This window comes from Paenibacillus flagellatus, from assembly GCF_003217775.1.
Classification (GTDB): Bacteria; Bacillota; Bacilli; order Paenibacillales; family NBRC-103111; genus Paenibacillus_AB; species Paenibacillus_AB flagellatus.
The window spans coordinates 18,914-41,970 of sequence record NZ_QJVJ01000011.1 but is presented as its reverse complement, the minus strand read 5'-3'; the positions used below and the strand labels follow the sequence as shown (position 1 = coordinate 41,970).

The following is a 23,057-nucleotide window of genomic DNA, read 5'->3' as shown; positions in this document are numbered from 1 at the left end:
ATGGAATCTTATGTGTTCGTGCTGCTGATCGCGGCACTCGCGATCATCGTGCTGTCCGTTTTTTTCAGCTTCGTGCCGGTCATGCTGTGGATATCGGCGCTCGCGTCCGGCGTGCGTGTCGGCATTTTCACGCTCGTCGCGATGCGGCTGCGCCGTGTCATCCCGAGCCGGATCGTCAATCCGCTCATCAAGGCGCATAAGGCGGGGCTACCGATTTCGACGAACCAGCTCGAGAGCCATTATTTGGCCGGGGGCAACGTCGACCGCGTCGTCAATGCGCTGATCGCCGCGCAGCGGGCGCAAATTCCGCTTTCGTTCGAGCGGGCGGCGGCGATCGACCTGGCCGGCCGGGATGTGCTGCAGGCCGTCCAGATGAGCGTCAATCCGAAGGTGATCGAAACGCCGATGGTGTCCGCCGTGGCGAAGGACGGCATCGAGGTGAAGGTGCGCGCGCGGGTGACGGTGCGGGCCGACATCGACCGGCTCGTCGGCGGAGCCGGCGAAGAGACGGTCATCGCCCGGATCGGCGAAGGGATCGTCACGTCGGTTGGCTCGAGCGACACCCACAAGCAAGTGCTGGAAAACCCGGACATGATATCCCGTACCGTCCTCGGGAAAGGGCTCGATGCGGGCACCGCGTTCCAAATTTTGTCGATCGACATCGCCGATGTCGATATCGGCAAAAACATCGGCGCCCATCTGCAGACGGAGCAGGCCGAGGCGGACAAGCGGATCGCCCAGGCGAAAGCCGAGGAGCGCCGGGCGATGGCGGTCGCGCAGGAGCAGGAGATGAAGGCGCGCGTCGTCGAGATGAGAGCGAGAGTCGTCGAGTCCGAGTCGCAGGTGCCGCTCGCCATGTCCGAGGCGCTGCGCGAAGGCAAGCTCGGCGTTATGGACTACATGAACATGCGCAACCTCGATGCGGATACGCAAATGCGGTCTTCGTTCGGCAAAATGGGCCAGCCCGACAAAACCGACAAAGATTCGATGTAAGCCTAAGCAGGTAACCGGAAGGGAGGGCGCTATCGAATGGAACGGCTGTTCGAGTTCGTAAAGGACTACTTGGGGATGATCGTCGTCGTCGGCGGATTTTTGCTGACGGCGCTCGCCAAGAGACGCGCGAACGGCGGGGGAGCGAGAGGGCCGTCGTCCGGCAAGCCGAATCCGATGATGCCGACGTTCGGCGGGTCGCCCCGGTATGACGGTCCCAAGGAGTCGCGCGGAGAGGGCGCGGCGGAGGAAACGTTCCGGCCGGGACCGGCGGCTCGCTCCGATTCGGAGAACGACGAGCGGCCGGAGCCCCGCGGTGGCGGCGCGGCGTCCGTCTCCGCGGCTCGCGCGGACTCGCCCGCTCAAGGAGGCGCTTCGGAAGCGGCGCCGTTGTCGGAGGAGGAAGCGGTCCGAGGCATGATGTGGGCGGAGGTGCTCGGCCCGCCGCGCGCCAAGAGGCCGTTCGGAACGAAAATCCGGTAACGGAAAGGGAGGGCGGTCATGGACCGATTCGGATGGAAGGCGCGCGGCGTCTCGGCGGTAGCGGCGCTGCTCGCTTTGACAGGGTGCATGGAATGGAAGCGGGATGCGGCACCGGCGCCGGCCCCCGTCGCGAACGCGCCCGCGTCCGGTTCGCCGGATGCGCGGCAGGATGGCGCGATCCCGTACAAGGAGCCCGAGATCGTCGCCGACAAGCTGAACGTGCCGTGGGATATGGCGTTCGCCCCGGACGGCCGCCTCTTTTTCACCGAGAGGCCGGGTGCGATCCGGCTGTTGGCGTCCGACGGCAAGCTGCAGGCGGAGCCGGTTTTCGCTTTTACCGAGCCGCCGTTCGTCAGCCGCGGGGAGGGGGGGCTGCTCGGGCTCGCGCTTGACCCGGACTTCGCGAAGAACGGGTACCTGTATGCCTACCATTCGTACGAGATGAACGGCGCGATGAAAAATCGCGTGCTTCGGCTCGTCGTCGAAGGGAGCAAGGCGAGGCTGGACCGCGTGCTGCTGGCGGATTTGCCCGGACAGCGCAACCATGACGGCGGCCGGATCCGGTTCGGACCGGACGGCATGCTGTACGTGACGGTCGGCGACGCGGAGGAGCGCGAGCTGTCGCAGGCGCCGGGGAGCCTGGCCGGCAAAATATTGCGGCTGATGCCCGACGGGACGGTTCCGGCGGACAACCCGGACCCGAAATCGCCCGTCTGGAGCATGGGCCACCGGAACCCGCAAGGGCTCGCCTGGCAGCCCGGCGCCGGCAAGCTGTTCAGCTCCGAGCACGGCCAGACGTACAAGGACGAGATCAACGTCATCGAGAAGGGCGCCAACTACGGCTGGCCGCTCATCGAGGGCGATCAGACCGAGCCGAAGCAGCCGGTTCCGTCGGGAACGCCGCTGCGCAAGCCGCTCGTCCATTCGGGCTCGGATTCGTGGGCTCCGTCCGGCATGACGTTCGTCACGCAAGGGCCGTGGAAGGGGCGTCTGCTCGTGGCCGGGCTGCGCGGCGAGCAGGTGCTCATGGTTACGCTGGACCCCGGCTCCGAGCCGAAGGTCGAGCGGACGGAATCGCTGTGGAAAGGACGGTTCGGTCGCCTGCGCAACGTCGTGGAAGGGCCGGACGGCTCGCTGTACGTATTCACCAACAACCGCGACGGCCGCGGTACGCCGAAGCCGGGAGACGACAAGCTTCTCCGCTTCCGACCCGAATGACCGGTTTCCGCCCGCAAGGCGGCGACGAACGAACATGAAAAAGGACGCTGCAGAGGATGCAGCGTCCTTTTTCATTTGTCCTATCATGCCGTCTGCAGCCGGGGCTCTTGCGCTTCGACGGTTGCCGCGGAGCGGTCCCGTCTTCTTTTATGCGAGAGGGTGTAGGAGCCGGCGATCAAGGCGAAGCCGACGAGGAACGGCAGTGAGCCGAGCACGGGGTCGCCCGAGGCGATGCTGGAGTACATGGCGCCGAGAAGATCGAAGGTGAGTCCGGCGTAAGCCCACTCTTTCACACGGGCGAAGCCGGGGACGAGAATCGCGGCGATTCCGAGCAATTTGGCGATGCCGAGAAACGGGAGCAAGTAGACGGGATACCCTAACCGTTCGAACAAGGCGACGGCGTCGGGAACGGCCAGTATATCCGGGATCGAGCCGACTCCCATCAGGATGGACAACAATCCGGTAAAGCACCAGTACGAAACATTCGTTTTTTTCATTGGAAATTCCTCCTTGATTTTGAATGGTTAAAGTTTTGCATTGCCGATTTCCTTCGGCCGGACGCCGCCGTTCCGCCCCGATTCCTCCTTTCTTCGCGGCGTTGTGCCTTTTCACACCTTTAATATACCCCATTAGGAATATTCCTGTCAAGGAATATTTGAGAAAAGCTGCAGTCCCCGTCCTCCCCGTCGGAGAAAGCCGTCCCGAAGCCGCTTCGATCGCAGCGCAGAACGTCGGGTCGGAAAGCGCGGTATGGCTGTTCTGGAGACGCCGCTGCGCCCGTCGGGGTCTTTTTTCGCCCGCTCCGGCATATGGTGGTAGAAGCTACGGTTATACGGCAAGGAGGACCGCGGAACATGCTGCAATGGAACCGGCGCTTCAGCAAATTAACGGCCAAACTGCTCGACCTGCCCCAAGACGTCGTGTTGGATCTTCCCCGCTTCACGATGATCGGCAACCGACAGCTGTATATCGAGAACCATCGCGGCGTGCTCCATTTCTCCAGCGATACGCTCAAGCTCGGCCTTACCCAAGGACAACTGGAAATACGCGGGAAGCAGCTCGTCATTCGCGCCATCCTGCCGGAAGAAGTGTTTATCGAGGGAGTCATATCGGATATCCGATACTCGGATTGATTTTAAGCCCAAAAACGTTTCGCCCGTTCTCAAGGACGGGCTTACCCAAAGGAGGAGCCTCCGTGAAATCGACGTTGCTCAACCGGCTGCGCGGCTACGTCCGCCTCGAGCTTCGCGGCCGAAACATGGAAAAGCTGTTGAACGCGCTGACGACGGAACGGTTCGGCGTCTGGGACATTCGCCGCACCGATCAAGACGCGGTGGAGCTGTGCGTGCTCGTCCGCGACTTTTTCAAGCTTCGCTCGCTCGCGAAGCGGACGGGCAGCCGGGCCCGGATGCGCATCCGGGAGCGGTACGGGCTTCCTTTCGCACTGGACAAGCTGGGCCGACGCAAAATGTTCATCGCGGGCATCGTCGGTTTCTTCGCCGCCATCTACGTGCTCTCGATGCTCGTCTGGCGCGTCGATATCGAAGGGAACGACAAGATCGCCCGGAGCGACATCGTGCAGGCGGCTCGCGAATACGGCATATACCGGTTCCAATGGAAGTTCCGCCTCCCCGATCCGGACAGGCTCTCCCGCGAGCTGCAGCTGAAGCTGCCCGGCACGTCGTGGGTCGGCGTCGACGTGCAGGGGACGCGCGTCCATATCAAAATCGTCGAGTCGGCCCGCCCGGACGAACGGCCGCTCATGAGCCCGCGACATCTCGTCGCGGCGAAAGACGCGCTCGTCACGCAAATATTGGCGGAGAAGGGCAAGCCGCTCGTCCGCCCGAATACGAACGTCAGCAAAGGCGACATTCTCATATCCGGCTATATCGGCGACGATGCGAACCGGCAAACCGTCGTGGCGCAAGGTACGGTGCGCGGCATCGTCTGGGAGGAAGCGACGGTCGAAATTCCGCTCGTGCTCAAGCGGAAAGTGTATACGGGGGAATCGAAGAAACGGTCGTACCTCGTCATCGGCAACCGCGGACTGCAGCTGTCCGGCTACGGGGACCCGGCGTTTCCGCAATTCGAGACGATTCCCGAGCGCAAGACGCTCCAATGGCGCGGCTGGAGCCTGCCCGTCGGCTGGCTCAAGGAGACGCTGCTCGAATCGCGGCTGGAGGAAATCCCGCTCGATCCGGAAACGGCGAAAACGATCGCGCTCGACCAGGCGCGGGCGGAAGTCGTGGCGGCGGCCGGAGCGGACGCGGTATGGCGCGGGGAAAAGATTATTTTGCATGAAAAGTCGGACAATGGTAAAGTTTATATGAAAGTGCTTTTCGAAATCGAGCAACCGATCGCCGTCGAATTGCCGATCGTTCCGTAAGGCGGACGGCCGGGGCGGTCTTGATGCATGCGACTACGACGACAAAAGGGACTGAGGCTTTTTTGGACAACGGGAACCGGTTGAAAATCACCTTGAACAGCGTGGCGGAGGGGCTTGCGCTGTTCGGACCGCAAGACAAGTTTTTGCGCCTGATCGAAAAAGAAACGAACGCGACCATTTATACGCGGGAAGCGGAGCTCGCGGTTCAAGGCTCCCCGGAGGAGCTGCGCTGGCTCGAGCAGCTGTTCGACGTGCTGCTGACGCTTATCCGCAATCAATACCCGCTCACGGAACGGGACGTCCTGTACGCGATCGAGCTGGCGAAGGAGATGAAGGCCGACCAGCTGCTCGACTTGTTCAAGGGCGAGATCGCGTCGACGTACCGCGGCAAGCCGATCCGCGTCAAGACGATCGGCCAGCGCCATTACGTCTCGACGATCCGCAAGAAGGACATCGTCTTCGGCATCGGGCCGGCGGGAACGGGGAAGACGTATTTGGCCGTCGTGCTGGCGGTCGTCGCCTTGAAGGAAGGACACGTGAAACGGATCGTGCTGACGCGGCCCGCGGTCGAGGCGGGGGAAAGCCTCGGCTTCCTGCCGGGCGATCTGCAGGAAAAGGTTGACCCCTATTTGCGCCCGTTGTATGATGCACTTAACGACGTGCTCGGGCCGGAGCAGGTGGCCAAATCGCTCGAGCGCGGCTTGATCGAGATCGCGCCGCTCGCCTACATGCGCGGTCGGACGCTGGACGATTCGTTCATCATTCTCGATGAGGCGCAGAATACGACGCCCGAGCAGATGAAGATGTTTTTGACCCGGCTCGGCTTCGGCTCGAAGATGGTCGTCACCGGCGACAAGACGCAGATCGACCTGCCGCGCGGCACCCGCTCCGGACTCGTGGAAGCGGAGCGCATCCTGAAGCCGATCGAGGAGATCGGCATCGTCCGATTCGACGAACAGGACGTCGTCCGCCATTCGCTCGTCCAAAAGATTATCGTCGCCTACCAGCAAGAAAAAGAATCCAACGGTTGATCGGCTTATCGTTCCGTGGGAAAGAGAGGACTGAACGAAGAGTGGTTCGAAACGAGCGGATTTCCATCGAAGGGAAGCCTGCGCATCGGACGGACGGCTGGAAAACAAGCGCCGGCATCCGTTTGCTGCTGTTCGTTTTGTTGGGGCTGTTGTTTTACATGGCGGTCGCCAACCGGTTGATTCCGCAAACGTACGATATCGAGATCGGCTCGGTCAGCGAGAAGACGATTTACGCGACGAAACAGATCGAAAATGCGATCGAAACGCAAAAAGCGAAGGAAGAAGCGGCAAGACGGGTGCAGCCCGTCTATTCCATTTTGCCGATGAAAAACGAAACGCTGGTCGAAGCGATTTTCGAGAAGCTGCGGCAAATCAACGCGGACGACCAGCTGTCCACGACCGATAAAGTCAACGTATTCCGCAACGTGTTCCCGACGATGTACAACGATCACGCCGAAATGCTGTACGCGTCGATCAAGGTCGGGGAGCCGGGGAACGAAGGGCTGCTGAACGAGGTGAAGACGGCGCTGCGCGATCAGCAGTACCGGATTCCCGAGGAAGTGTACTTCAAATTTCCGCGGCTGACGAAGGAAGATCTCGACGCGATGGAGCCCGTCGCGCGGGACGTCGTCGTCCGCCTCATGAACGACCAGCTGACGAACGCCCAGACGGCGCGCACGCGCGTCGCCGAGCTCGTCAATACGTCGCCGCTGACCAAGAACACGTCGCGCGAGATGGTACAGGAGATCGCCCGTTTCGTCATTACGCCGAACAAGTTTTCGAATCAGAAGGCGACCGAGGAAGAACGGGCGGAAGCGCGGGAAAACACGAAGCCGGTCTATATCAACAAAGGGGACGTGCTCGTCCATAAGGGAGAGCGGGTTACCGAGGAGACGTACGGCCGGCTGAAAGATATGGACCTGCTCAAGGAAAAAGTGAATTATTGGCCGCAGCTCGGCCTCGCCATGATGAGCGCGCTGTTCGTGCTCGCCTTGTATATGTACGTTCGCCAAAGCGAGCAGCCGATCCGCCACAACAACGTGCAGCTGCTCATGCTCGTGCTGATCTACGTGTTGAACGTGACCGGAATGAAGATCGTGGCGCTGGGGCAAAACTTGGAATATGCGAACATCGGCTATTTGGCGCCGGTGGCGATGGGCGCGATGCTGATCGCCATTCTGATCGGAATGCCGATCGCGTTCATTTCCTCGATCCTGTTCGCGCTGCTGTCGAGCGTCATATACAACGTAAAGGGCGAGGAGCTGTTCGATTTCCGATACGGCCTCGTGGCGCTCGTCGTCTGCATTACGTCGGTATTCGCGATCCAGCGGGCGAACCAGCGGGCGTCGATCTTGAAGGCAGGCGTCATGGTGTCGTTGTTCGGCGCGGTGACGATCGTGTCGCTCATATTCCTGGATAACGTATACACGCGCAACGAAATTATGCTGTCGTTCGGCTTCGCCGTCGCCTCGGGCTTGCTGACGGCGGTGCTCGTCATCGGCTTAATGCCGTTTTTCGAAGTATCGTTCGGCATTTTGTCGCCGCTCAAGCTCGTCGAGCTGTCCAACCCGAACCATCCGCTGCTGCGGAAGCTGCTGACGGAGACGCCCGGCACGTACCATCATAGCGTCATGGTCGGCAACTTGTCGGAGGCCGCCGCCGAATCGGTCGGCGCGAACGGGCTGCTGTGCCGGGTCGGATCGTTTTACCACGACATCGGCAAGACGAAGCGGCCGAGTTATTTCATCGAAAACCAGACGAATATCGAAAATCCGCACGATCATATCGAGCCGAGCTTGAGCAAATCGATCATTATCGCCCACGCCCGGGACGGCTCGGAAATGTTGAAGGAATACAACATGCCGAAGCCGATTCGCGATATCGCGGAGCAGCATCACGGCACGACGCTGTTGAAATATTTTTATTTCAAGGCGAAGAAGCAGCAGGAGGAAGGCGCCGAGCCGATTCCCGAGGAGGAATACCGGTATCCGGGGCCGAAGGCGCAGTCCAAGGAAGCGGCCATCGTCGGCATCGCCGACTGCGTCGAAGCGGCGGTCCGCTCGCTGCGCAATCCGTCCATCGAGCAGATCGATACGATGGTGCGCAAAATTATTAAGGACCGGCTCGACGACGGCCAATTCAACGAATGCGACTTGACGCTGAAAGAGCTCGATACGATCGCCAAAACGTTGAACGAAACGCTTCTCGGCATTTTTCATTCCCGCATCGAATATCCGGCCGACGCGCCGGCCAAAACGGAAAGCAAGGAAGTCAAACAAGCGTAAGGAGAATCGCGGATGACGGTAAGATTGGTATGGAACGACGAACAAAACGCCCTCGAGATCGGCGAGCCGCTGGTCGCCAGGCTGAACGAGCTGCTGAAGCTTGCGGCCGAAGCGGAAGGCGTCGAAAGCGGGGAGGTCGCGCTCAGCTTCGTCGACGACGAAGCGATCCGCGCGCTTAATCGCGACTACCGGAACCTGGATAAGCCGACGGACGTTCTGTCGTTCTCGATGGTGGAGAGCGTGGAGGACGAGCCGGGAATTTTATACGGCGGCGATGACGGCGACGACGAATACGAGCGAATCGGCGGAGAAGCGGACGAAGCGGATGACGGGAACGACGACGACGATACGTTCGTCGAACCGCTCGGCGATATCGTCATCTCGACGGAGCGGGCGATCGCGCAAGCCGAGGAATACGGGCATTCGGTCGAAAGGGAGATCGGCTTCCTGTTCGTCCACGGCTTCCTCCACTTGATCGGTTACGATCACGCCGACGCGGAGTCGGAGCGCATCATGTTCGGGAAGCAGGAGGCGGTTCTGCAGAAGGCGGGACTGACGCGGTGAGAGACGTCCGAAAGTTTCGCCGAAGCTTCCGGTATGCGTACGAGGGGTTGAAATACGCCTTGGCAACGCAGCAAAACATGCAGTTTCATTTTTCGGTGGCGGTTCTTTCGCTGGTTTTGGCGATCGTGTTCAAGCTGCCGAAGACGGAAATTTTGTTCGTGCTTCTTGCCGTAACGCTCGTGATCGTCTGCGAGCTGATCAATACCGCCGTCGAAAAAGCGGTCGACCTGGCGATGCCCGACCGGCATCCGCTGGCGAAAATCGCCAAAGACGTAGCCGCGGCCGCCGTTCTCGTATCGGCGGTTTTTGCCGCTATTGTCGGCATGGTCGTCTTCTACGAGCCGATCGACCGGCTCATCCGGCAGGCCGGCACGGCCGAAAGCGAGCTGACGCCGGGACTGATATGGACGCTTATCGCGCTTGTCGCGTTGACCGTCATCGTGGCGCAGACGCGATTTTCGGAGAAACGGCTGCCGCTGCGGCCAAGCTTGCTGGCGGCCGTGTCGTTCGCCATCGCGACGTGGATCGCGCTGCTGACGGCGAATACGCTGATCGCACTGCTCGGCTACAGCTTGTCGATTTTGCTCCTGTTCGTCTTGTACGACAAGCAAAGCCGCCATTTGCCGTCGCTTGCCGCCGGGGCGGTCATCGGATCGGCGATGACGGCGTTGGCTTTTTATTTGGTGTAAACGATAGGGAAGGGGCATTTCGACGATGAGCAACGAAACGCCGGACGTACGCGAGCTGATCCGCCATGCGCTCGAGGCGAGAGAGCGCGCTTACGTGCCGTATTCCGGCTTCCGCGTCGGCGCCGCGCTGCTGGACGATCAAGGCGCGATCCATTACGGCTGCAACGTGGAAAACGCCGCCTACGGCCCGACCCATTGCGCGGAGCGAACGGCGCTTCACCGCGCCGTAGCCGACGGGCGCAAGCCGGGCAGCTTCCGGGCGATCGCCGTCGTCGGCGACACGTCCGGCCCGATCTCTCCCTGCGGCGTATGCCGGCAGGTGATGATCGAGCTGTGCCCGCCCGACATGCCCGTCTATATGGCGAACGTGAAGGGCGATATCGCCGAGACGACGGTCGGCGCGCTGCTCCCGGGCGCTTTCGGTCCGCGCGATTTGGGGAAAGTCACCTAGCGGCGCATCGGCGCGCGTTTGGGCATTCTAAAACCGACCGCTCGATCGCGCGGCGAATACGACGACAACGACAATGTTCCTCCTGGGCGGGGATAACGATCGATCAACTGATGGGAGGACCCTATGAAAGACAATCACAAATCCGGCTTCGTCGCCATCATCGGCAGGCCGAACGTCGGCAAGTCGACGCTGCTCAACCAGGTCATCGGCCAAAAAATCGCCATCATGTCCGACAAGCCGCAGACGACCCGCAACAAAATTCAAGGCGTCTATACGACGGATGAGATGCAAATCGTCTTCCTCGACACGCCCGGCATCCATAAGCCGAAATCGAAGCTCGGCAGCTTCATGATGAAGGTGGCGGAAAACACGTTTCACGAGGTGGACGCGATTTTGTTCCTCGTCGACGTGGCGGAAGGGATCGGCGGCGGCGACCGGTTCATCATCGAGCAGCTGAAAGGCGTGAAGACGCCGGTCCTGCTCGTCCTGAACAAAATCGACCAAGTGCACCCGGAAGCGCTCCTGCCGATCATCGCGACGTATAAGGACCTGTACGATTTCGCCGAAATCGTCCCGATTTCCGCGCTGCAGGGCAACAACGTGTCGACCTTGCTGAAGCAAATCGGCCACTATTTGCCGGAAGGGCCGCAATATTATCCCGCCGATCAAGTGACGGACTACCCGGAGCAGTTCATTTGCGCCGAGCTGATCCGCGAAAAAATATTGCACCTGACCCGCGAAGAAATTCCGCACTCGATCGCGGTCGCCATCGAAAGCATGAAGGTGGAGGACAACGGGGTCGTCAGCATCGGCGCCATCATCTTCGTCGAGCGCGATTCGCAGAAAGGGATCGTCATCGGCAAGCAGGGAGCGATGCTGAAGGAAATCGGCCAGCAGGCGCGCCGCGACATCGAGGCGCTGCTCGGCTCGAAAATTTTTCTCGAGCTGTGGGTCAAGGTGAAGAAGGATTGGCGCAACCGCGAGCACGTGCTCAAGGATCTCGGCTTCCGGCTCGACTGACCCGCCAGTTTTTACATGGATACTCCCGACGCGTAACGATCATCCTATGGGGTATATAGCAGAATATTTCCTCATTGAAAGGATGATACGCAATGCGCGACTTTTCGTGGAAGTATTTTACGATGACTGGAGATGTGGAATCGTATCTGCTTTATAAGGAAATCGACCATCAATCGAAAGTGGAGCCGGAGGAAGAGGAAGACATCATTCCGGACGACTTGGAATTATTGAGCTGATCATACAAGCGTGACGGCGATCTCTCGCGGGGAAGAGGGAATGGTTGTGCTGGTAAGGGTCGAGGCCATCGTAATCCGCAGCATGGACTACGGGGAAGGCAACAAAATATTGACCTTGTTCTCGAAGGAAGCGGGCAAAATCGGGGTGATGGCGCGCGGCGCCAAAAAGCTGAAAAGCCGCCATACGGCCATCGCCCAGCCCTTTACGCACGGCGAGTTCGTCCTGTTCCGCACGGGGCAGCAGATGGGCTCGCTCAACGCCGGAGAAATATGGAACGCGTATCATCGGCTTCGGGAAGATTTGAACAAGGCGGCATACGCGTCGTATCTGATGGAGCTGACCGAAAAGACGGTCGGGGACAACGAGCCGAACGCCTCGCTGTTCGAGCAGCTGAAGGGCTCGCTCGACGCGATGGACGAAGGGAAAGATCCGCAAATCGTCTTACATATCTACGAAATGAAAATGCTAGCCATCGCGGGCTACCGGCCCGTGCTCGACGAATGCGTTTCATGCGGGGCGAAGGACGGGCCGATGTGGCTCAGCGTATCGATGGGCGGCACGGTGTGCGGGCGCTGCCGGAGCGCCGACGTGTCGGCGATTCCTTTGCCGGAAGGAACGCTCAAGCTGCTCCGGCTGTTTCTCGGCATGGACGTGCGCCGGCTCGGCCGCACCGAAGTGAAGGAGTCGACGAAAAGCCAGCTGAAGCAGTGCATCCGCCAACTGCTGGACGCGCACCTCGACGTGAAATGGAAGGCGCGGCATTTTCTCGACCAGATGGAGAAGTACGGACTATAGCGTTACCGGTTACGCCGAATTTGCTTTTTTTCGTACGATTTGATACAATTTTTCGAAAACGTTTTTATTTCAACCCGTTTGTCTTCGGCAGGCGGGATTTTTTTGCGAAACGGTGATGCCATGAACCGAACTCATCCGAATCCGAAGCCGATCGTTTACGTCGTGTCCGATTCCGCGGGCGAGACGGCCGAATCGGTGCTGAAGGCGGCCGCCATCCAGTTCCACCCGAATCCGGTCGACATTCGCCGGGCGCCTTATGTCGTCGACAGGGCCGGTCTCGACCGCGTCGTGGCGGATGCCGCCAAGGAGCAGGCGATCGTCGTCTTCACGCTCGTCGTGCCCGAGCTGCGCGATTATTTGATCGCCCAGACGCGCAAGCGGAAGCTCGTCTCGATCGACTTGCTCGGACCGATCATTACGACGCTGGAGAAGGCGTTCAATCGGGAATCGCTTCATCAGCCCGGACTGATTCATCAGCTGGACGAAGATTATTTCAAAAAGGTGGAGGCCGTCGAATTCGCGGTGAAATACGACGACGGCCGGGACGCGACCGGCGTCCTGCTCGCCGACATCGTCCTCGTCGGCGTAAGCCGCACGTCGAAGACGCCGCTTTCGATGTATTTGGCCCACCGCAAGTTCAAGGTGGCGAACGTTCCGCTCGTGCCGGAGCTGCAGCCGCCGGAGCAGCTGTTCACCGTATCGCCGGACAAGGTGATCGGGCTCGTCATCGACCCGGACAAGCTGAACATGATTCGCCGCGAACGGCTCAAAAGCTTGGGGCTGTCGGACACGGCCCTGTACGCCCAGGTGGAGCGGATCAACAAGGAGCTGGCCTACGCCCGCGACATTATGGCGAAGGTCGGCTGCAAGGTGATCGACGTTTCGAACAAGGCGGTCGAGGAGACGGCCGGCATCATTTTGGGCATGCTGCGCCGGTAATCGGCTTGAAACGCAAATTGAAAAGCGAAGCAGGATTTTTTATTTCTTCATCGTATATAATATTACGGAAGAGAACGAAAGGAAATTGGTGGTAATTATCGGGGCTCGCATTATCGTAGACGCGGACGCCTGTCCGGTCAAGGCCGAAATTACGGAAGCCGCGGCCCGATTCGGGGTCCCGGTCGTCATGGTCGCGTCTTACGACCATCGGCTCGAGCCGGGGGAAGGGGTTTCCGTCGTTCAAGTGGACCGGTCCGATCAGGCGGTCGATCTGTACATCGCGAACCGCGTTTCCGCCGGCGACGTCCTCGTGACGCAAGATTTCGGCTTGGCGACGATCGGGCTGGCGAAGAAGGCGATCGTTTTGTCCAACCGGGGGCAGATTTACTCCGACCGAACGATCGATTTTTTGCTGGAAACCCGACACGAGCGGGCCAAGCAGAGAAGGTCGGGAAAGTACGGCAAAGGCCCTCGTCCGTTCACCGACGAGGACCGGCAATCGTTTCTACAAACTTTGACAAAAGTTTTGTCTCGGTTGCAGGAAAATGGGGCATTTTAGCGAATACGTATACGTGTACTTTGCAAGAAGGTGATTAGGATGAGTAGCGGACGCATTCCCGAAGACATCATCGAGGCAGTCCTAAAGCACCACGACATCGTCGACGTAATCGGCAAGTACGTGCATTTGACGAAGCACGGACGGAACTTGAAAGGGCTGTGCCCGTTCCATTCGGAAAAGTCGCCTTCGTTCAACGTCAATCCGGAGAAGCAAATTTTCAAATGCTTCGGATGCGGTATCGGAGGCCACGTCATCCGCTTCATCCAGGAGATCGAGGGCTATACGTTCGGCGAAGCGGTGCGCCACTTGGCCGAGGAGGCGAACATCGACTTCGGCTGGGAGCAGCAGACGCCGGAGCAAGCCGAACGGCAGCAGGAACGGGACCAAATCGTCAAAGGGCACGAATTCGCCGCGAAGCTGTACCATTATATTTTGAACAACTCGGCCGAAGGGAAAGCCGCGCTCGACTACTTGCGGTCGAGAGGATTTACCGATTCGCTGATCGAGACGTTCCAGATCGGCTATGCGCCGCCGCGATGGGACGTATTGGCGCAATATCTCGAGCAGCGGCAGTTTTCGCTGCCCCTTATGGAGAAAGGGGCGCTGATTGCGGCCAAATCGTCCGGCGGCGGCTACGTCGACAAGTTCCGGAATCGCGTCATGTTTCCGATAAGGGACGCCCGGGGCAACGTCATCGCCTTTGCGGGACGGACGATGGGCAACGAGCAGCCCAAATATTTGAACAGTCCGGAGACGTCGCTGTTCCGCAAAAGCCGGGTGCTGTACAATTTCCACGCGGCCCGCGCGGAGATCAAGCGAACGTCGCGCATCGTCCTGTTCGAAGGGTACGCCGACGTCATCAAAGCTTGGTCGGCCGGCGTTCATAACGGCGTCGCGACGATGGGAACCGCGCTGACCGAAGACCACGCCCTCATGATGAGGCGTTCGGCGGAGCAGGTCGTCATCTGCTACGACGGCGACGAAGCGGGGCAGGCAGCCGCCTACAAAAATCTCGACATACTGGCCAAGGCCGGTCTCGACATCAAAGTGGCGCTGCTGCCGAATCGTCTCGATCCCGACGAGTATATCGAATCGTTCGGAGCGGAGAAATTTCGCCGGGACATCATCGAGGCCGCGGTGCCGACCGACAAGTTCAAGCTGATTCACCTGCGGCGCAACTTCAACATGCAGGATAACGAAGCGAAGCTTCGGTACGTCCGGACCGCCATCCGCGAAGTGATCGCCCATATCGAATCCCCGACCGTCCGCGAGCATCATTTGAAGGAACTGGCGAACGAATTCAGCTCGATTTCGTCGTTCGAAACGATGAAGCAGGAGACGAACGAGATCCGTGAGGAGCAGCAAAAAAAGCGCCGAAGCGGGGATAATAACGATTTTTCGTGGAATACTGTTATGAATGACGGGACCGATTCCGTCCCGTTGCCGAAGCTGAAGCCTGCGTACGACAAAGCCGAACGGCATCTGCTGTACGTGATGATGCACGACCGGGATGTGGCGGCGCAAGTTCAGGAGCGGCTCGGAGACGCCTTCAACGACGAAGCTCATGCAGCGATGGCTGCTTATTTATATGCCTACTACGCGCAAGGATTCGAGCCGGACGCCAGCCGGTACTTGACGGCGCTTCAGGACGATAAGCTGGAGCGGCTCGCCAGCTCGATTCTGATGACGGAGTCCGACCAGGGGATCAACGAGCAAGTGATCGAGGACTATATAAGAGAAATTCGCAAGCATCGGCAGCAGCAAGCGATTGAGCGCATGGAACAAGAGCGCGTACGTGTCGAGAAATCGGGGGATGTCATCGGCGCGGCGCGGATCGCAATAGAGATAATAGCCCTAAAGAATCAACTGAAAGCGATGTAACCTTTCACGGCGACCGGTTGGAGCGTTGATCATTTTAGGGAGGAGGGAGCTTGGATATGGCGAACGATCAACATACCGAACTGGAAACGGAACTGACGCTCGAGCAGGTCAAAGAACAGCTGATCGAATTGGGGAAAAAGCGGTCTTCTTTGACTTACAAAGATATTATGGAGAAACTGGCTCCGTTCGATCAGGATCCCGAGCAAATGGATGAATTTTTCGAGCACCTGTCCGAACTTGGCATCGATGTAGGCAACGAGGCGGAAGACGACATGGTGATCGGCCAGGAAGACGAGCACGACGATTTTCATCTGGACGACGATTTGTCGCTGCCTCCCGGCATTAAGATCAACGACCCGGTTCGTATGTATTTGAAAGAAATCGGACGCGTACCGCTGCTCTCGGCCGACGACGAGATCGATTTGGCGAAGCGGATCGGCAAAGGGGACGAGGAAGCGAAGCGCCGGCTGGCGGAAGCGAACTTGCGTCTCGTCGTCAGCATCGCCAAGCGGTATGTCGGACGGGGGATGCTGTTCCTCGATCTGATCCAGGAAGGGAACATGGGCCTGATCAAGGCGGTCGAGAAGTTCGACCATATGAAAGGGTTCAAGTTCAGCACATACGCGACGTGGTGGATTCGGCAGGCCATTACCCGGGCGATCGCCGACCAGGCGCGCACGATCCGGATTCCGGTCCATATGGTGGAGACGATCAACAAGCTGATCCGCGTATCGCGTCAGCTGCTGCAGGAGCTCGGCCGCGAGCCGACGCCGGAGGAAATCGCGAAGGAAATGGATCTGAGCACCGAGAAGGTGCGGGAGATTATGAAAATCGCGCAGGAGCCGGTTTCGCTCGAAACGCCGATCGGGGAAGAGGACGACTCGCACCTCGGCGATTTCATCGAAGATCAGGAAGCGCTCGCGCCGGCGGATGCCGCCGCCTACGAGCTGCTGAAGGAACAGCTGGAGGACGTGCTCGATACGTTGACCGAGCGGGAGGAGAACGTGCTTCGTCTTCGGTTCGGCCTCGACGACGGCCGGACGCGAACGCTCGAGGAAGTCGGCAAAGTGTTCGGCGTCACCCGCGAGCGCATTCGCCAAATCGAAGCGAAGGCGCTGCGCAAGCTGCGGCATCCGAGCCGGAGCAAGCGGTTGAAAGACTTTTTGGAATAAACGATTGCGACAGGACGTACTCCGGAGACCTTTCTGTAACGAACAGCTACAGCGAGGTCTTTGTTGCTTCACCCCGGCGGGGATGCTTGAGATCGTGGGAGGGCGCTTGACCCGAAATGGAACAGGACAAACGAAAAATCATCGTTCGCGAAATCGAGCATTGGCGGCGTAGCCGGCTGCTGCCCGAGCATTATTGCGATTTTTTGCTGAATCTGTATGACGACAACCCGGGGGAGCGCGACTCGCACAAGCTGGGCGTTTCGAAAAATTCCATCAAAAACAGCAATTGGAAAATTTGGTTTTTCGGATTCGGCCTGATGGCTCTCGTTGCCTTTATTGTTCTTCATTTTAACTCTTTTCGATTTCCATTGCAAATGGCCGCGGCGGTCGCCATCGTGGCCGGCTGCTACGGGTACGGGCTCTGGAAAGGGAAGGACAATCCGGTGATCGGCTACGGTCTTGTCGGCCTCGGATCGGTTGCGCTGCTTGGCGCCGGGTTTTATTTGCTACGCGCATACGGGATGGACGAGCCGCCGCTTCTGCTGGCATACGTCGCATTTTGCAGCTTCGTCTGGATTATCGTCGGGCTCTCGTCGCGAATGGGACTGTTCCATTATTGCGGCTGGGCCGGTCTGATGCTCGTCTACGCCTGGGTGCTTCGCGACCGCACGGAGCTTGATTGGATCGGCGCGCAGCTCAGCTGGCTGCCGGTCTGCGTCGTCTTCGGCTGGCTCGGCTGGCTGCTTCATCGGGCGAGCAAATCGACGGGAGCGGTGCTGCTGCTCGTCTGCTTTACGCTTTGGTGGATGCCGGAGGCGTATTCGCTGTACGCCGGGGCGGCCGACGGCTCGCTGCTGCAGCTGCTGTTTTTGGGCAAGCTGATCGTAGCCGGCGTCGTGCTGTTTACATTACGAAAAAAATGGATCGAGTGGGTTTTATGACATGGTGAAATTGTCGAAACGGTTGCAAACGATAGCCGGCTACGTCCCCGAAGGGGCCAGGCTGGCGGATATCGGATCCGATCACGCGCTGCTGCCGGTGTACCTTGCCGAGCGGGGGCGCGTTTCGTTCGCGGTGGCGGGTGAAATTAACGCGGGACCGCTCGCGGCCGCGGATAAGCAAGTGAAGCTGGCGGGACTCGGCTCCGTCGTAAGCGTCCGCCAAGGAGACGGGCTTGCCGTCATCGGGCCCGGGGAAGCGGACGTCGTCACGATCGCCGGCATGGGCGGATCGTTGATCGCGACGATTTTGGAGGAAGGGTCGGCGAAGCTGGCCGGCGTTCGCAAGCTCGTCCTGCAGCCGAACGTGGCCGAGGACCAAGTCCGGCGCTGGCTGACCGCTCACGATTGGGTACTCGAGGACGAGACGATTGTGGAAGAGGACGGCAAATATTACGAGGTGCTTTCGGCGGTTCGTCATCCCGAGCCGTTACACGCCAACGCCGAGCTGTACCGTCCGCGTCCGCTGGAAGGATGCGGCATGCTGGAGTCGGACGAACTGGTCCGTTTCGGCCCTTATTTGACCCTTCGGCCGAACGACGTGTTTTTCCGCAAATGGGCGTCCGAAGCCGACAAGCTGGACCGGATTGCCGAAGGGATGGCTCGGGGCGGTACGGAAGCGGCGGCGCAGCGGCGGAAGGAATTCGAAGCCGAACGCGACCGGATCAAGGAGGTTATGCGATGTTTGCAAAAGGCCAAACCGTCGTCCAGCTCGTAGAGAAGCTGGCGCCGAAACATTATGCGGTGCCCGACGATAAAATCGGGCTCCAGCTCGGCTCGCTGCGCAAAGACATCACGACGGTGCTCGTCGCCCTCGACGTCACCGACGAGGTGGTCGAGGAGGCGATCCGGCTGAAGGCCGAGCTGATCGTGGCGCATCATGCGATCATTTACCGGCCGCTTGCGCATCTCCAGACGGACACGCCGGCCGGCCGGCTGTACGAGAAGCTGATCAAGCACGATATCGCCGTTTACATCGCGCATACGAATTTGGACGTGGCGGACGGCGGCGTCAACGACATGATGGCGCGGGCGCTCGGCCTCGACGTCGTCGGCCATCTCGAGGACGTCCATACGGACAAGCTGAAGAAGCTCGTCGTCTTCGTCCCCGAAACGCACGAGGAGCAGGTGCGCGAAGCGATGTTCGCCGCCGGAGCGGGAGGAATCGGCCACTATAGTCATTGCAGCTTCAACATTCCGGGCACGGGCACGTTTTTGCCTTCGGAGGGCACCGACCCGTTCATCGGCAAGCCGGGCAAGCTGGAGCGCGTCCGGGAAGTGCGCATCGAGACGGTCGTCCCGCAAAGCGCCGAGAAGCGCATCGTTCAATCGATGCTGAAGGCGCACCCGTACGAGGAAGTGGCGTACGATTTGTATCCGATGGAATTGACCGGCCGGACGTTCGGCTTGGGACGAGTCGGGAGGCTGCCTTCCCCGGCGCGCCTCGACGCGTTCGCGGAGCAGGTGAAGCAGGCGTTCGACGTGCCGTTCGTCCGCGTCGTCGGCGATCCCGCGCGCGAGGTGAAGAAGGTCGCGGTGCTGGGGGGCTCGGGAAGCCGGTACGTTCGCCACGCCATGTTCGCGGGCGCGGACGTGCTCGTCACCGGCGATATCGACTACCATACGGCGCAGGACGCCTTGGCGGCGGGACTGGCGATCGTCGACCCCGGCCACAATGCGGAGAAAATATTGAAGAAGCACGTCGCCGAATGGCTGCAAGCCCGGCTCGACGAGATGAAATCGTCGACGCGCGCCGTCGCTTCGGCCGTCGATACCGAGACGTTCCGGCTGATGTGACGCGGCCGGTACGTCCGATTAGCAGCATTCGCCTCCATTGACAGCAAAACAGGGTTGCGGCGCGCGCCGCCGTTCGGTATACTAGGAAAAGTCTCGGAAAGTTTGACAGACAATCGCCGGTGCATTCGCACGGGAGGAAAGTCCGGGCTCCACAGGGCAGGGTGCTGGATAACGTCCAGTCGGCGCGAGCCGAAGGATAGTGCCACAGAAACGGACCGCCGATGGCGCCGCAAGGCGAACAGGCAAGGGTGGAACCGTGGTGTAAGAGACCACGAGGGGATATGGCGACTTATTCCCTGGTAAACCCCACTTGGAGCAAGACCGAAGAGAACGCGGCGGACGGCTTGGCCGATTCCGCAGCCTTTGCCCGAGGCGCGTTCGGGTTGGTCGCTGGAGTCCGGCAGCAATGCCGGACCTAGATAGATGATTGTCACTTCGATGGTGGGAGGGTTGTGGTGCCCGTTACGACCACCGGAAGTACAGAACCCGGCTTACGGCAAACTTTCCGGCATGCCACGACGAAGACGAGAACGAGCGATCCATCGCTCTTGCTCGCGACGATTCATCGGCAGGGAGCGGCATCGCGCCACTCTAATTGCCGGATACATAGAGGAAAAAGGCGGCCGTCGGCCGCCTTTTTCCGCGTTTGCGGTACCTATTCGCACGATGCGTTACGATTCCTTGTACTTGCGGGCGAGCCGTGCCGCCTCGCGCTCGAACCATTCCGGCCAAAAGGTAAGCGACTCACGCGTCTGAGCCGCTTGGGACACCGCCTTGACGACGTCGATTTGGCCGTAGCCGTAATATCGGTCCTTGCCGCTGTCGCCGATATCGTTCGCCGTACGGCGCATGATGTCCATCACCTCTTCGTTCGTCAGCAACGGGTTGACGGAGCGGATGAGCGCCGCGAGCGCGGTGACGTGAGGGCTCGCCATCGATGTGCCGGACAGCGCGGCGTAATGGTTGTCCGGGTACGTGCTGGCGATATTGACGCCGGGCGCGGCGACGTCGATGTAGTCGCCGTAGTTGGAAAACGACGCTTTCTGGTTGTTGGCATCGGTCGCGGCGACGGCGAACACTTCCGGGTAGGCGGCGGGGTAGCCGGGCCGCTCCGTATTGTCGTTGCCGCTCGCCGCGATGAGCACGACGTCGCGGTCGTACGCGTACCGAACCGCATCGTGCAAAAACTGCGCGTCCGCATAGTTGCCCAAGCTCATATTGATCACCTTGGCCCCGTGGTCGGTCGCCCAAATGATTCCTTGCGCGACGGAATACGTCGAACCCGCGCCCGTCTCGTCCAGCACCTTGACCGGCATGACCCGGTTGTACCAAGACATGCCCGCGACGCCTTCGCGGTTGTTCACCAGCGCGGAGATGACCCCGGCGACGTGGGTGCCGTGACCGACGTCGTCCATCGGCAGGCTGTTCGGACTGACGATGTTGATGCCTTCGACGGTGCGTCCGTTCAAATCGGGATGGTTCAGGTCGACGCCCGTATCGACGACGGCGACGACCACCTCCTCGCTGCCGCGCGTCACGTCCCAGCCCGGCACCGTTTCGATGGCCGGCAAGTTCCATTGGTAACGCGAGTAGAGCATGTCGTTCGGCTCGACCGCCTCGTTCGTCAAGTAAAGGAAGTGCGGCTCGGCGTATTCGACGTTCCATTTCTGAAAATAGTCCATCAGCTGCTTCGCTTCCATATGCGACGATTCGAAAACGTACGTATAGCCGAGCTTTTCCTTCGAGGAGGCGCCGATTTCCGCGACGATTTGCTTCAACTCGGCTTCGGTCGGCTCGCGGCGGAACTTGACGACGATCTGATTGACGTGGTAATGGCTCGTTCCTTCGTTATCTTCGGGGTGATCGACCTTCACATCTTTCAGCGTATTCGAATCGACCGATTCGATTTTCCACCGTTTATCGCTCGGATACGGGACGATGCGCAAATTTTTGCGCGCGTCGATCGCAACCTTCTGCAAAATATCTTGATGTACGAGCCCGACGAGCGACGAGGAGCCGTCGGCCGATGGCTCGCCCATGACGACGTATTGCTGCTCGCCGCCTTCGCCGATTTTGTCCGACTGGTACGGCTTGCCCGCCTTGACGCTTTTCCTTGCTTCGTCAAGCGCCTTTTCGACGGGCTCCCGTACCGATTCCGGAACATGGCCCGAACCGACGGGCGCCGTTCCGGCGGGGCCGCTCCATTCCAAATATTCCATATGCTTGTGGTGGCTCCGCATGTCGTCCAAGGCGGACTTGACATCGCCCGTCGATCCGGGTTTTAATTGATGAAGCGTCTCTTTGAAGTCGAGAGAGCATTGCGTCCGGCATAGCTGTTCCGTCATGCTTACGTCCCGCTCGAGCATCGATTGCTTGATCTGCAGCTCGCGCTCGGGAGAAGGATTGGCGGAATCGGGCGACCGCGTCCGGTTGGCCGAAGAGAACAGGAACAGCGCGCATACGATAATGAAAGAAGCGGATGCTACTTTTTTCCACATGGATCGGCGTCCTCCTAATTCAGCTATTTTCTTTAAGGTGAGGCTGTCGAATTCGAATTATGCATGGCCGCTCTTGGCGGTAAATTGGATGCAGCATCGGCTTACTTTTCAGGGCGAATTATGATACGATGAAAGAAATGGCGTGTGCTAGCAAACGTGTTCCCCGCGAACCGTTCCGACATATGAGGAGGTCAATGAAATGACAACGGGCCAAGTGAAAAATTTATGCGAAACGTCCCGGACGAAATTAAAAGAAGCCATCGCCAAGATGGAGCTTTTCTTGAACCATTACAGCCTGCCGCAATTGCTGACCGAGAACGATCCGGCGATGGACGAATTTTACCGCGGCTACTTGTCGGATACGCGCCACCTGCTCGTCTTCTGCGAAGTCGCCTACGAGAAGCTCGGCGTCAGCCTGCGCCGGCCGAACTTCAATGAAGATTTCGCCGAACGGACGCTGTACGACGTGTACCACAACTGCGTGAACGGCTTCTTTTATCCGAAGAACGAATGCTATTCCGAGGACGGCCGGTACGCGTACACGGGTCAGGATGCGATCCGGTTCCGCAAAAAGCCGAGCCGCGAAGCGCGCAACCTGACGATCGAGCTGTCCAAAATTTTCGAGGAGCTTCGCGAGGACTTGTCCTACTACGAGACGGATTATATGACGCAGCGCCGGATGCAGGGCGAACGGGTATAATCGAATAGAAGAAAGGCGAAAGATGCGGATCTGGCCGCGTCTTTTTTTGTTGGGCGGCGAAGTTGGGATTGACCTCCTCGGATAGGGGGGCTTCCGTTCGGGAACCTTGTGAATGGAGGTGAGGATCGATGGCAAAGCCATTGGTGAAATGCAGCGTTTCGAACTGCGCGTTCTGGGGAGAGAACAACAACTGCCAGGCCGACGCGATCATGATCGAAATCGACCGGCACGCAAAAGCGACGTTCGACGAAGAATTCGCAGGGGAAAGCTTCGATTCGGATCATCAAGATCACGCTCCCGCTTCATCCGCCACGTGCTGCCATACGTTCAAGCCGAAAAAATAAAGACGAGCTTCAAGCGGCGT

At 59.6% G+C, this 23,057-nt stretch carries 24 protein-coding genes and 1 other RNA gene; 23 read left to right on the top strand and 2 right to left on the bottom strand.

Annotated features, from left to right (window positions below; all coding sequences use genetic code 11):
• From floA to DLM86_RS22845, 3 genes are read left to right on the top strand one after another with little or no spacing between them, the layout of a single operon-like run.
• Positions 1-993, top strand: a complete 993-nt coding sequence (gene floA, locus DLM86_RS22855; RefSeq protein WP_110842392.1) for a flotillin-like protein FloA — start codon at positions 1-3, stop codon at positions 991-993.
• Positions 994-1,029: 36 nt separating this feature from the next.
• Positions 1,030-1,473, top strand: coding sequence for a hypothetical protein (locus DLM86_RS22850; RefSeq protein WP_110842391.1), 444 nt, complete (start codon positions 1,030-1,032; stop codon positions 1,471-1,473).
• Positions 1,474-1,491: 18 nt separating this feature from the next.
• Positions 1,492-2,691 (top strand): PQQ-dependent sugar dehydrogenase, encoded by a 1,200-nt coding sequence (locus tag DLM86_RS22845; protein ID WP_110842390.1) that lies wholly within the window; start codon positions 1,492-1,494, stop codon positions 2,689-2,691.
• A gap of 83 nt (positions 2,692-2,774) precedes the next feature.
• Here the strand turns inward: DLM86_RS22845 and DLM86_RS22840 are convergent, their stop codons facing one another.
• Positions 2,775-3,188, bottom strand: coding sequence for a DoxX family protein (locus DLM86_RS22840; RefSeq protein WP_110842389.1), 414 nt, complete (start codon positions 3,186-3,188; stop codon positions 2,775-2,777).
• Positions 3,189-3,545: 357 nt separating this feature from the next.
• On the opposite strand from DLM86_RS22840, the gene yqfC reads away from it, so the two are divergent.
• The 18 genes from yqfC (at position 3,546) to rnpB (ending at position 20,004) form a co-directional block, all read left to right on the top strand.
• Positions 3,546-3,824: a sporulation protein YqfC gene (gene yqfC, locus DLM86_RS22835; protein WP_110842388.1), complete on the top strand. Its 279-nt coding sequence runs from the start codon at positions 3,546-3,548 to the stop codon at positions 3,822-3,824.
• A gap of 62 nt (positions 3,825-3,886) precedes the next feature.
• The gene (gene yqfD / locus DLM86_RS22830; protein ID WP_110842387.1) at positions 3,887-5,077 is read left to right on the top strand and encodes a sporulation protein YqfD; all 1,191 of its coding nucleotides are present in this window, start codon (positions 3,887-3,889) and stop codon (positions 5,075-5,077) included.
• A gap of 62 nt (positions 5,078-5,139) precedes the next feature.
• On the top strand, positions 5,140-6,108 hold the full coding sequence (locus DLM86_RS22825) for a PhoH family protein (protein WP_245954838.1): 969 nt from the start codon (positions 5,140-5,142) through the stop codon (positions 6,106-6,108).
• 41 nt (positions 6,109-6,149) lie between these two features.
• Entirely contained in the window at positions 6,150-8,393 is a 2,244-nt protein-coding gene (locus DLM86_RS22820) for an HD family phosphohydrolase (RefSeq protein ID WP_110842385.1), read from the top strand.
• 12 nt (positions 8,394-8,405) lie between these two features.
• Entirely contained in the window at positions 8,406-8,957 is a 552-nt protein-coding gene (ybeY, locus tag DLM86_RS22815; protein ID WP_110842384.1) for an rRNA maturation RNase YbeY, read from the top strand.
• The gene (locus tag DLM86_RS22810) at positions 8,954-9,646 is read left to right on the top strand and encodes a diacylglycerol kinase family protein (RefSeq protein ID WP_110842383.1); all 693 of its coding nucleotides are present in this window, start codon (positions 8,954-8,956) and stop codon (positions 9,644-9,646) included. The genes ybeY and DLM86_RS22810 overlap by 4 nt, the downstream gene beginning before the upstream one ends.
• 25 nt (positions 9,647-9,671) lie before the next feature.
• Positions 9,672-10,097 (top strand): cytidine deaminase, encoded by a 426-nt coding sequence (gene cdd, locus DLM86_RS22805; protein ID WP_110842382.1) that lies wholly within the window; start codon positions 9,672-9,674, stop codon positions 10,095-10,097.
• A 123-nt stretch (positions 10,098-10,220) separates the two neighbouring features.
• Positions 10,221-11,117 (top strand): GTPase Era, encoded by an 897-nt coding sequence (gene era / locus DLM86_RS22800; RefSeq protein ID WP_110842381.1) that lies wholly within the window; start codon positions 10,221-10,223, stop codon positions 11,115-11,117.
• A gap of 92 nt (positions 11,118-11,209) precedes the next feature.
• Complete coding sequence (locus DLM86_RS22795) at positions 11,210-11,353, top strand: YqzL family protein (RefSeq protein WP_110842380.1); 144 nt, start codon at positions 11,210-11,212, stop codon at positions 11,351-11,353.
• Between the two features lie 46 nt (positions 11,354-11,399).
• Positions 11,400-12,149: a DNA repair protein RecO gene (gene recO / locus DLM86_RS22790; RefSeq protein WP_110842577.1), complete on the top strand. Its 750-nt coding sequence runs from the start codon at positions 11,400-11,402 to the stop codon at positions 12,147-12,149.
• Between the two features lie 120 nt (positions 12,150-12,269).
• Positions 12,270-13,088, top strand: coding sequence for a pyruvate, water dikinase regulatory protein (locus DLM86_RS22785; protein WP_110842379.1), 819 nt, complete (start codon positions 12,270-12,272; stop codon positions 13,086-13,088).
• Between the two features lie 97 nt (positions 13,089-13,185).
• Positions 13,186-13,647: a YaiI/YqxD family protein gene (locus tag DLM86_RS22780; protein ID WP_110842576.1), complete on the top strand. Its 462-nt coding sequence runs from the start codon at positions 13,186-13,188 to the stop codon at positions 13,645-13,647.
• Positions 13,648-13,686: 39 nt separating this feature from the next.
• Positions 13,687-15,528, top strand: a complete 1,842-nt coding sequence (gene dnaG / locus DLM86_RS22775; RefSeq protein ID WP_110842378.1) for a DNA primase — start codon at positions 13,687-13,689, stop codon at positions 15,526-15,528.
• 56 nt (positions 15,529-15,584) lie between these two features.
• Positions 15,585-16,700: an RNA polymerase sigma factor RpoD gene (rpoD, locus tag DLM86_RS22770; protein ID WP_110842377.1), complete on the top strand. Its 1,116-nt coding sequence runs from the start codon at positions 15,585-15,587 to the stop codon at positions 16,698-16,700.
• 116 nt (positions 16,701-16,816) lie between these two features.
• Positions 16,817-17,641 (top strand): hypothetical protein, encoded by an 825-nt coding sequence (locus tag DLM86_RS22765; RefSeq protein WP_110842376.1) that lies wholly within the window; start codon positions 16,817-16,819, stop codon positions 17,639-17,641.
• 1 nt (position 17,642) lies between these two features.
• A complete protein-coding gene (locus tag DLM86_RS22760; RefSeq protein WP_110842375.1) occupies positions 17,643-18,416 on the top strand; it encodes a tRNA (adenine(22)-N(1))-methyltransferase in 774 nt (257 codons plus the stop codon).
• Positions 18,380-19,495, top strand: a complete 1,116-nt coding sequence (locus DLM86_RS22755; protein WP_110842374.1) for a Nif3-like dinuclear metal center hexameric protein — start codon at positions 18,380-18,382, stop codon at positions 19,493-19,495. Before DLM86_RS22760 ends, DLM86_RS22755 begins: the two co-directional genes overlap by 37 nt.
• A 97-nt stretch (positions 19,496-19,592) precedes the next feature.
• An RNA gene (gene rnpB / locus DLM86_RS22750) (RNase P RNA component class A) lies at positions 19,593-20,004 on the top strand.
• A gap of 162 nt (positions 20,005-20,166) precedes the next feature.
• Here the strand turns inward: rnpB and DLM86_RS22745 are convergent.
• Entirely contained in the window at positions 20,167-21,993 is a 1,827-nt protein-coding gene (locus DLM86_RS22745) for a S8 family peptidase (RefSeq protein WP_110842373.1), read from the bottom strand.
• A gap of 199 nt (positions 21,994-22,192) precedes the next feature.
• Here DLM86_RS22745 and DLM86_RS22740 point away from each other — a divergent pair, with 199 nt between their 5' ends.
• On the top strand, positions 22,193-22,693 hold the full coding sequence (locus DLM86_RS22740) for a YpuI family protein (RefSeq protein ID WP_110842372.1): 501 nt from the start codon (positions 22,193-22,195) through the stop codon (positions 22,691-22,693).
• A gap of 128 nt (positions 22,694-22,821) precedes the next feature.
• A complete protein-coding gene (locus DLM86_RS22735; protein ID WP_110842371.1) occupies positions 22,822-23,037 on the top strand; it encodes a DUF1540 domain-containing protein in 216 nt (71 codons plus the stop codon).
• The last annotated feature ends 20 nt before the right edge of the window (positions 23,038-23,057 follow it).

What these genes read in the sequence shown, in the direction of transcription:
- floA (WP_110842392.1), top strand. Translation starts at nt 1, where the DNA reads ATGGAATCTTATGTGTTCGTGCTGCTGATCGCGGCACTCGCGATCATC.
- DLM86_RS22760 (WP_110842375.1), top strand. Translation starts at nt 17,643, where the DNA reads ATGGTGAAATTGTCGAAACGGTTGCAAACGATAGCCGGCTACGTCCCC.
- DLM86_RS22795 (WP_110842380.1), top strand. Translation starts at nt 11,210, where the DNA reads ATGCGCGACTTTTCGTGGAAGTATTTTACGATGACTGGAGATGTGGAA.
- DLM86_RS22745 (WP_110842373.1), bottom strand. Translation starts at nt 21,993, where the DNA reads ATGTGGAAAAAAGTAGCATCCGCTTCTTTCATTATCGTATGCGCGCTG.
- DLM86_RS22735 (WP_110842371.1), top strand. Translation starts at nt 22,822, where the DNA reads ATGGCAAAGCCATTGGTGAAATGCAGCGTTTCGAACTGCGCGTTCTGG.
- DLM86_RS22785 (WP_110842379.1), top strand. Translation starts at nt 12,270, where the DNA reads ATGAACCGAACTCATCCGAATCCGAAGCCGATCGTTTACGTCGTGTCC.
- DLM86_RS22740 (WP_110842372.1), top strand. Translation starts at nt 22,193, where the DNA reads ATGACAACGGGCCAAGTGAAAAATTTATGCGAAACGTCCCGGACGAAA.
- DLM86_RS22845 (WP_110842390.1), top strand. Translation starts at nt 1,492, where the DNA reads ATGGACCGATTCGGATGGAAGGCGCGCGGCGTCTCGGCGGTAGCGGCG.
- DLM86_RS22850 (WP_110842391.1), top strand. Translation starts at nt 1,030, where the DNA reads ATGGAACGGCTGTTCGAGTTCGTAAAGGACTACTTGGGGATGATCGTC.
- DLM86_RS22840 (WP_110842389.1), bottom strand. Translation starts at nt 3,188, where the DNA reads ATGAAAAAAACGAATGTTTCGTACTGGTGCTTTACCGGATTGTTGTCC.
- ybeY (WP_110842384.1), top strand. Translation starts at nt 8,406, where the DNA reads ATGACGGTAAGATTGGTATGGAACGACGAACAAAACGCCCTCGAGATC.
- DLM86_RS22755 (WP_110842374.1), top strand. Translation starts at nt 18,380, where the DNA reads ATGTTTGCAAAAGGCCAAACCGTCGTCCAGCTCGTAGAGAAGCTGGCG.
- rpoD (WP_110842377.1), top strand. Translation starts at nt 15,585, where the DNA reads ATGGCGAACGATCAACATACCGAACTGGAAACGGAACTGACGCTCGAG.
- era (WP_110842381.1), top strand. Translation starts at nt 10,221, where the DNA reads ATGAAAGACAATCACAAATCCGGCTTCGTCGCCATCATCGGCAGGCCG.
- yqfC (WP_110842388.1), top strand. Translation starts at nt 3,546, where the DNA reads ATGCTGCAATGGAACCGGCGCTTCAGCAAATTAACGGCCAAACTGCTC.
- dnaG (WP_110842378.1), top strand. Translation starts at nt 13,687, where the DNA reads ATGAGTAGCGGACGCATTCCCGAAGACATCATCGAGGCAGTCCTAAAG.
- cdd (WP_110842382.1), top strand. Translation starts at nt 9,672, where the DNA reads ATGAGCAACGAAACGCCGGACGTACGCGAGCTGATCCGCCATGCGCTC.
- DLM86_RS22765 (WP_110842376.1), top strand. Translation starts at nt 16,817, where the DNA reads ATGGAACAGGACAAACGAAAAATCATCGTTCGCGAAATCGAGCATTGG.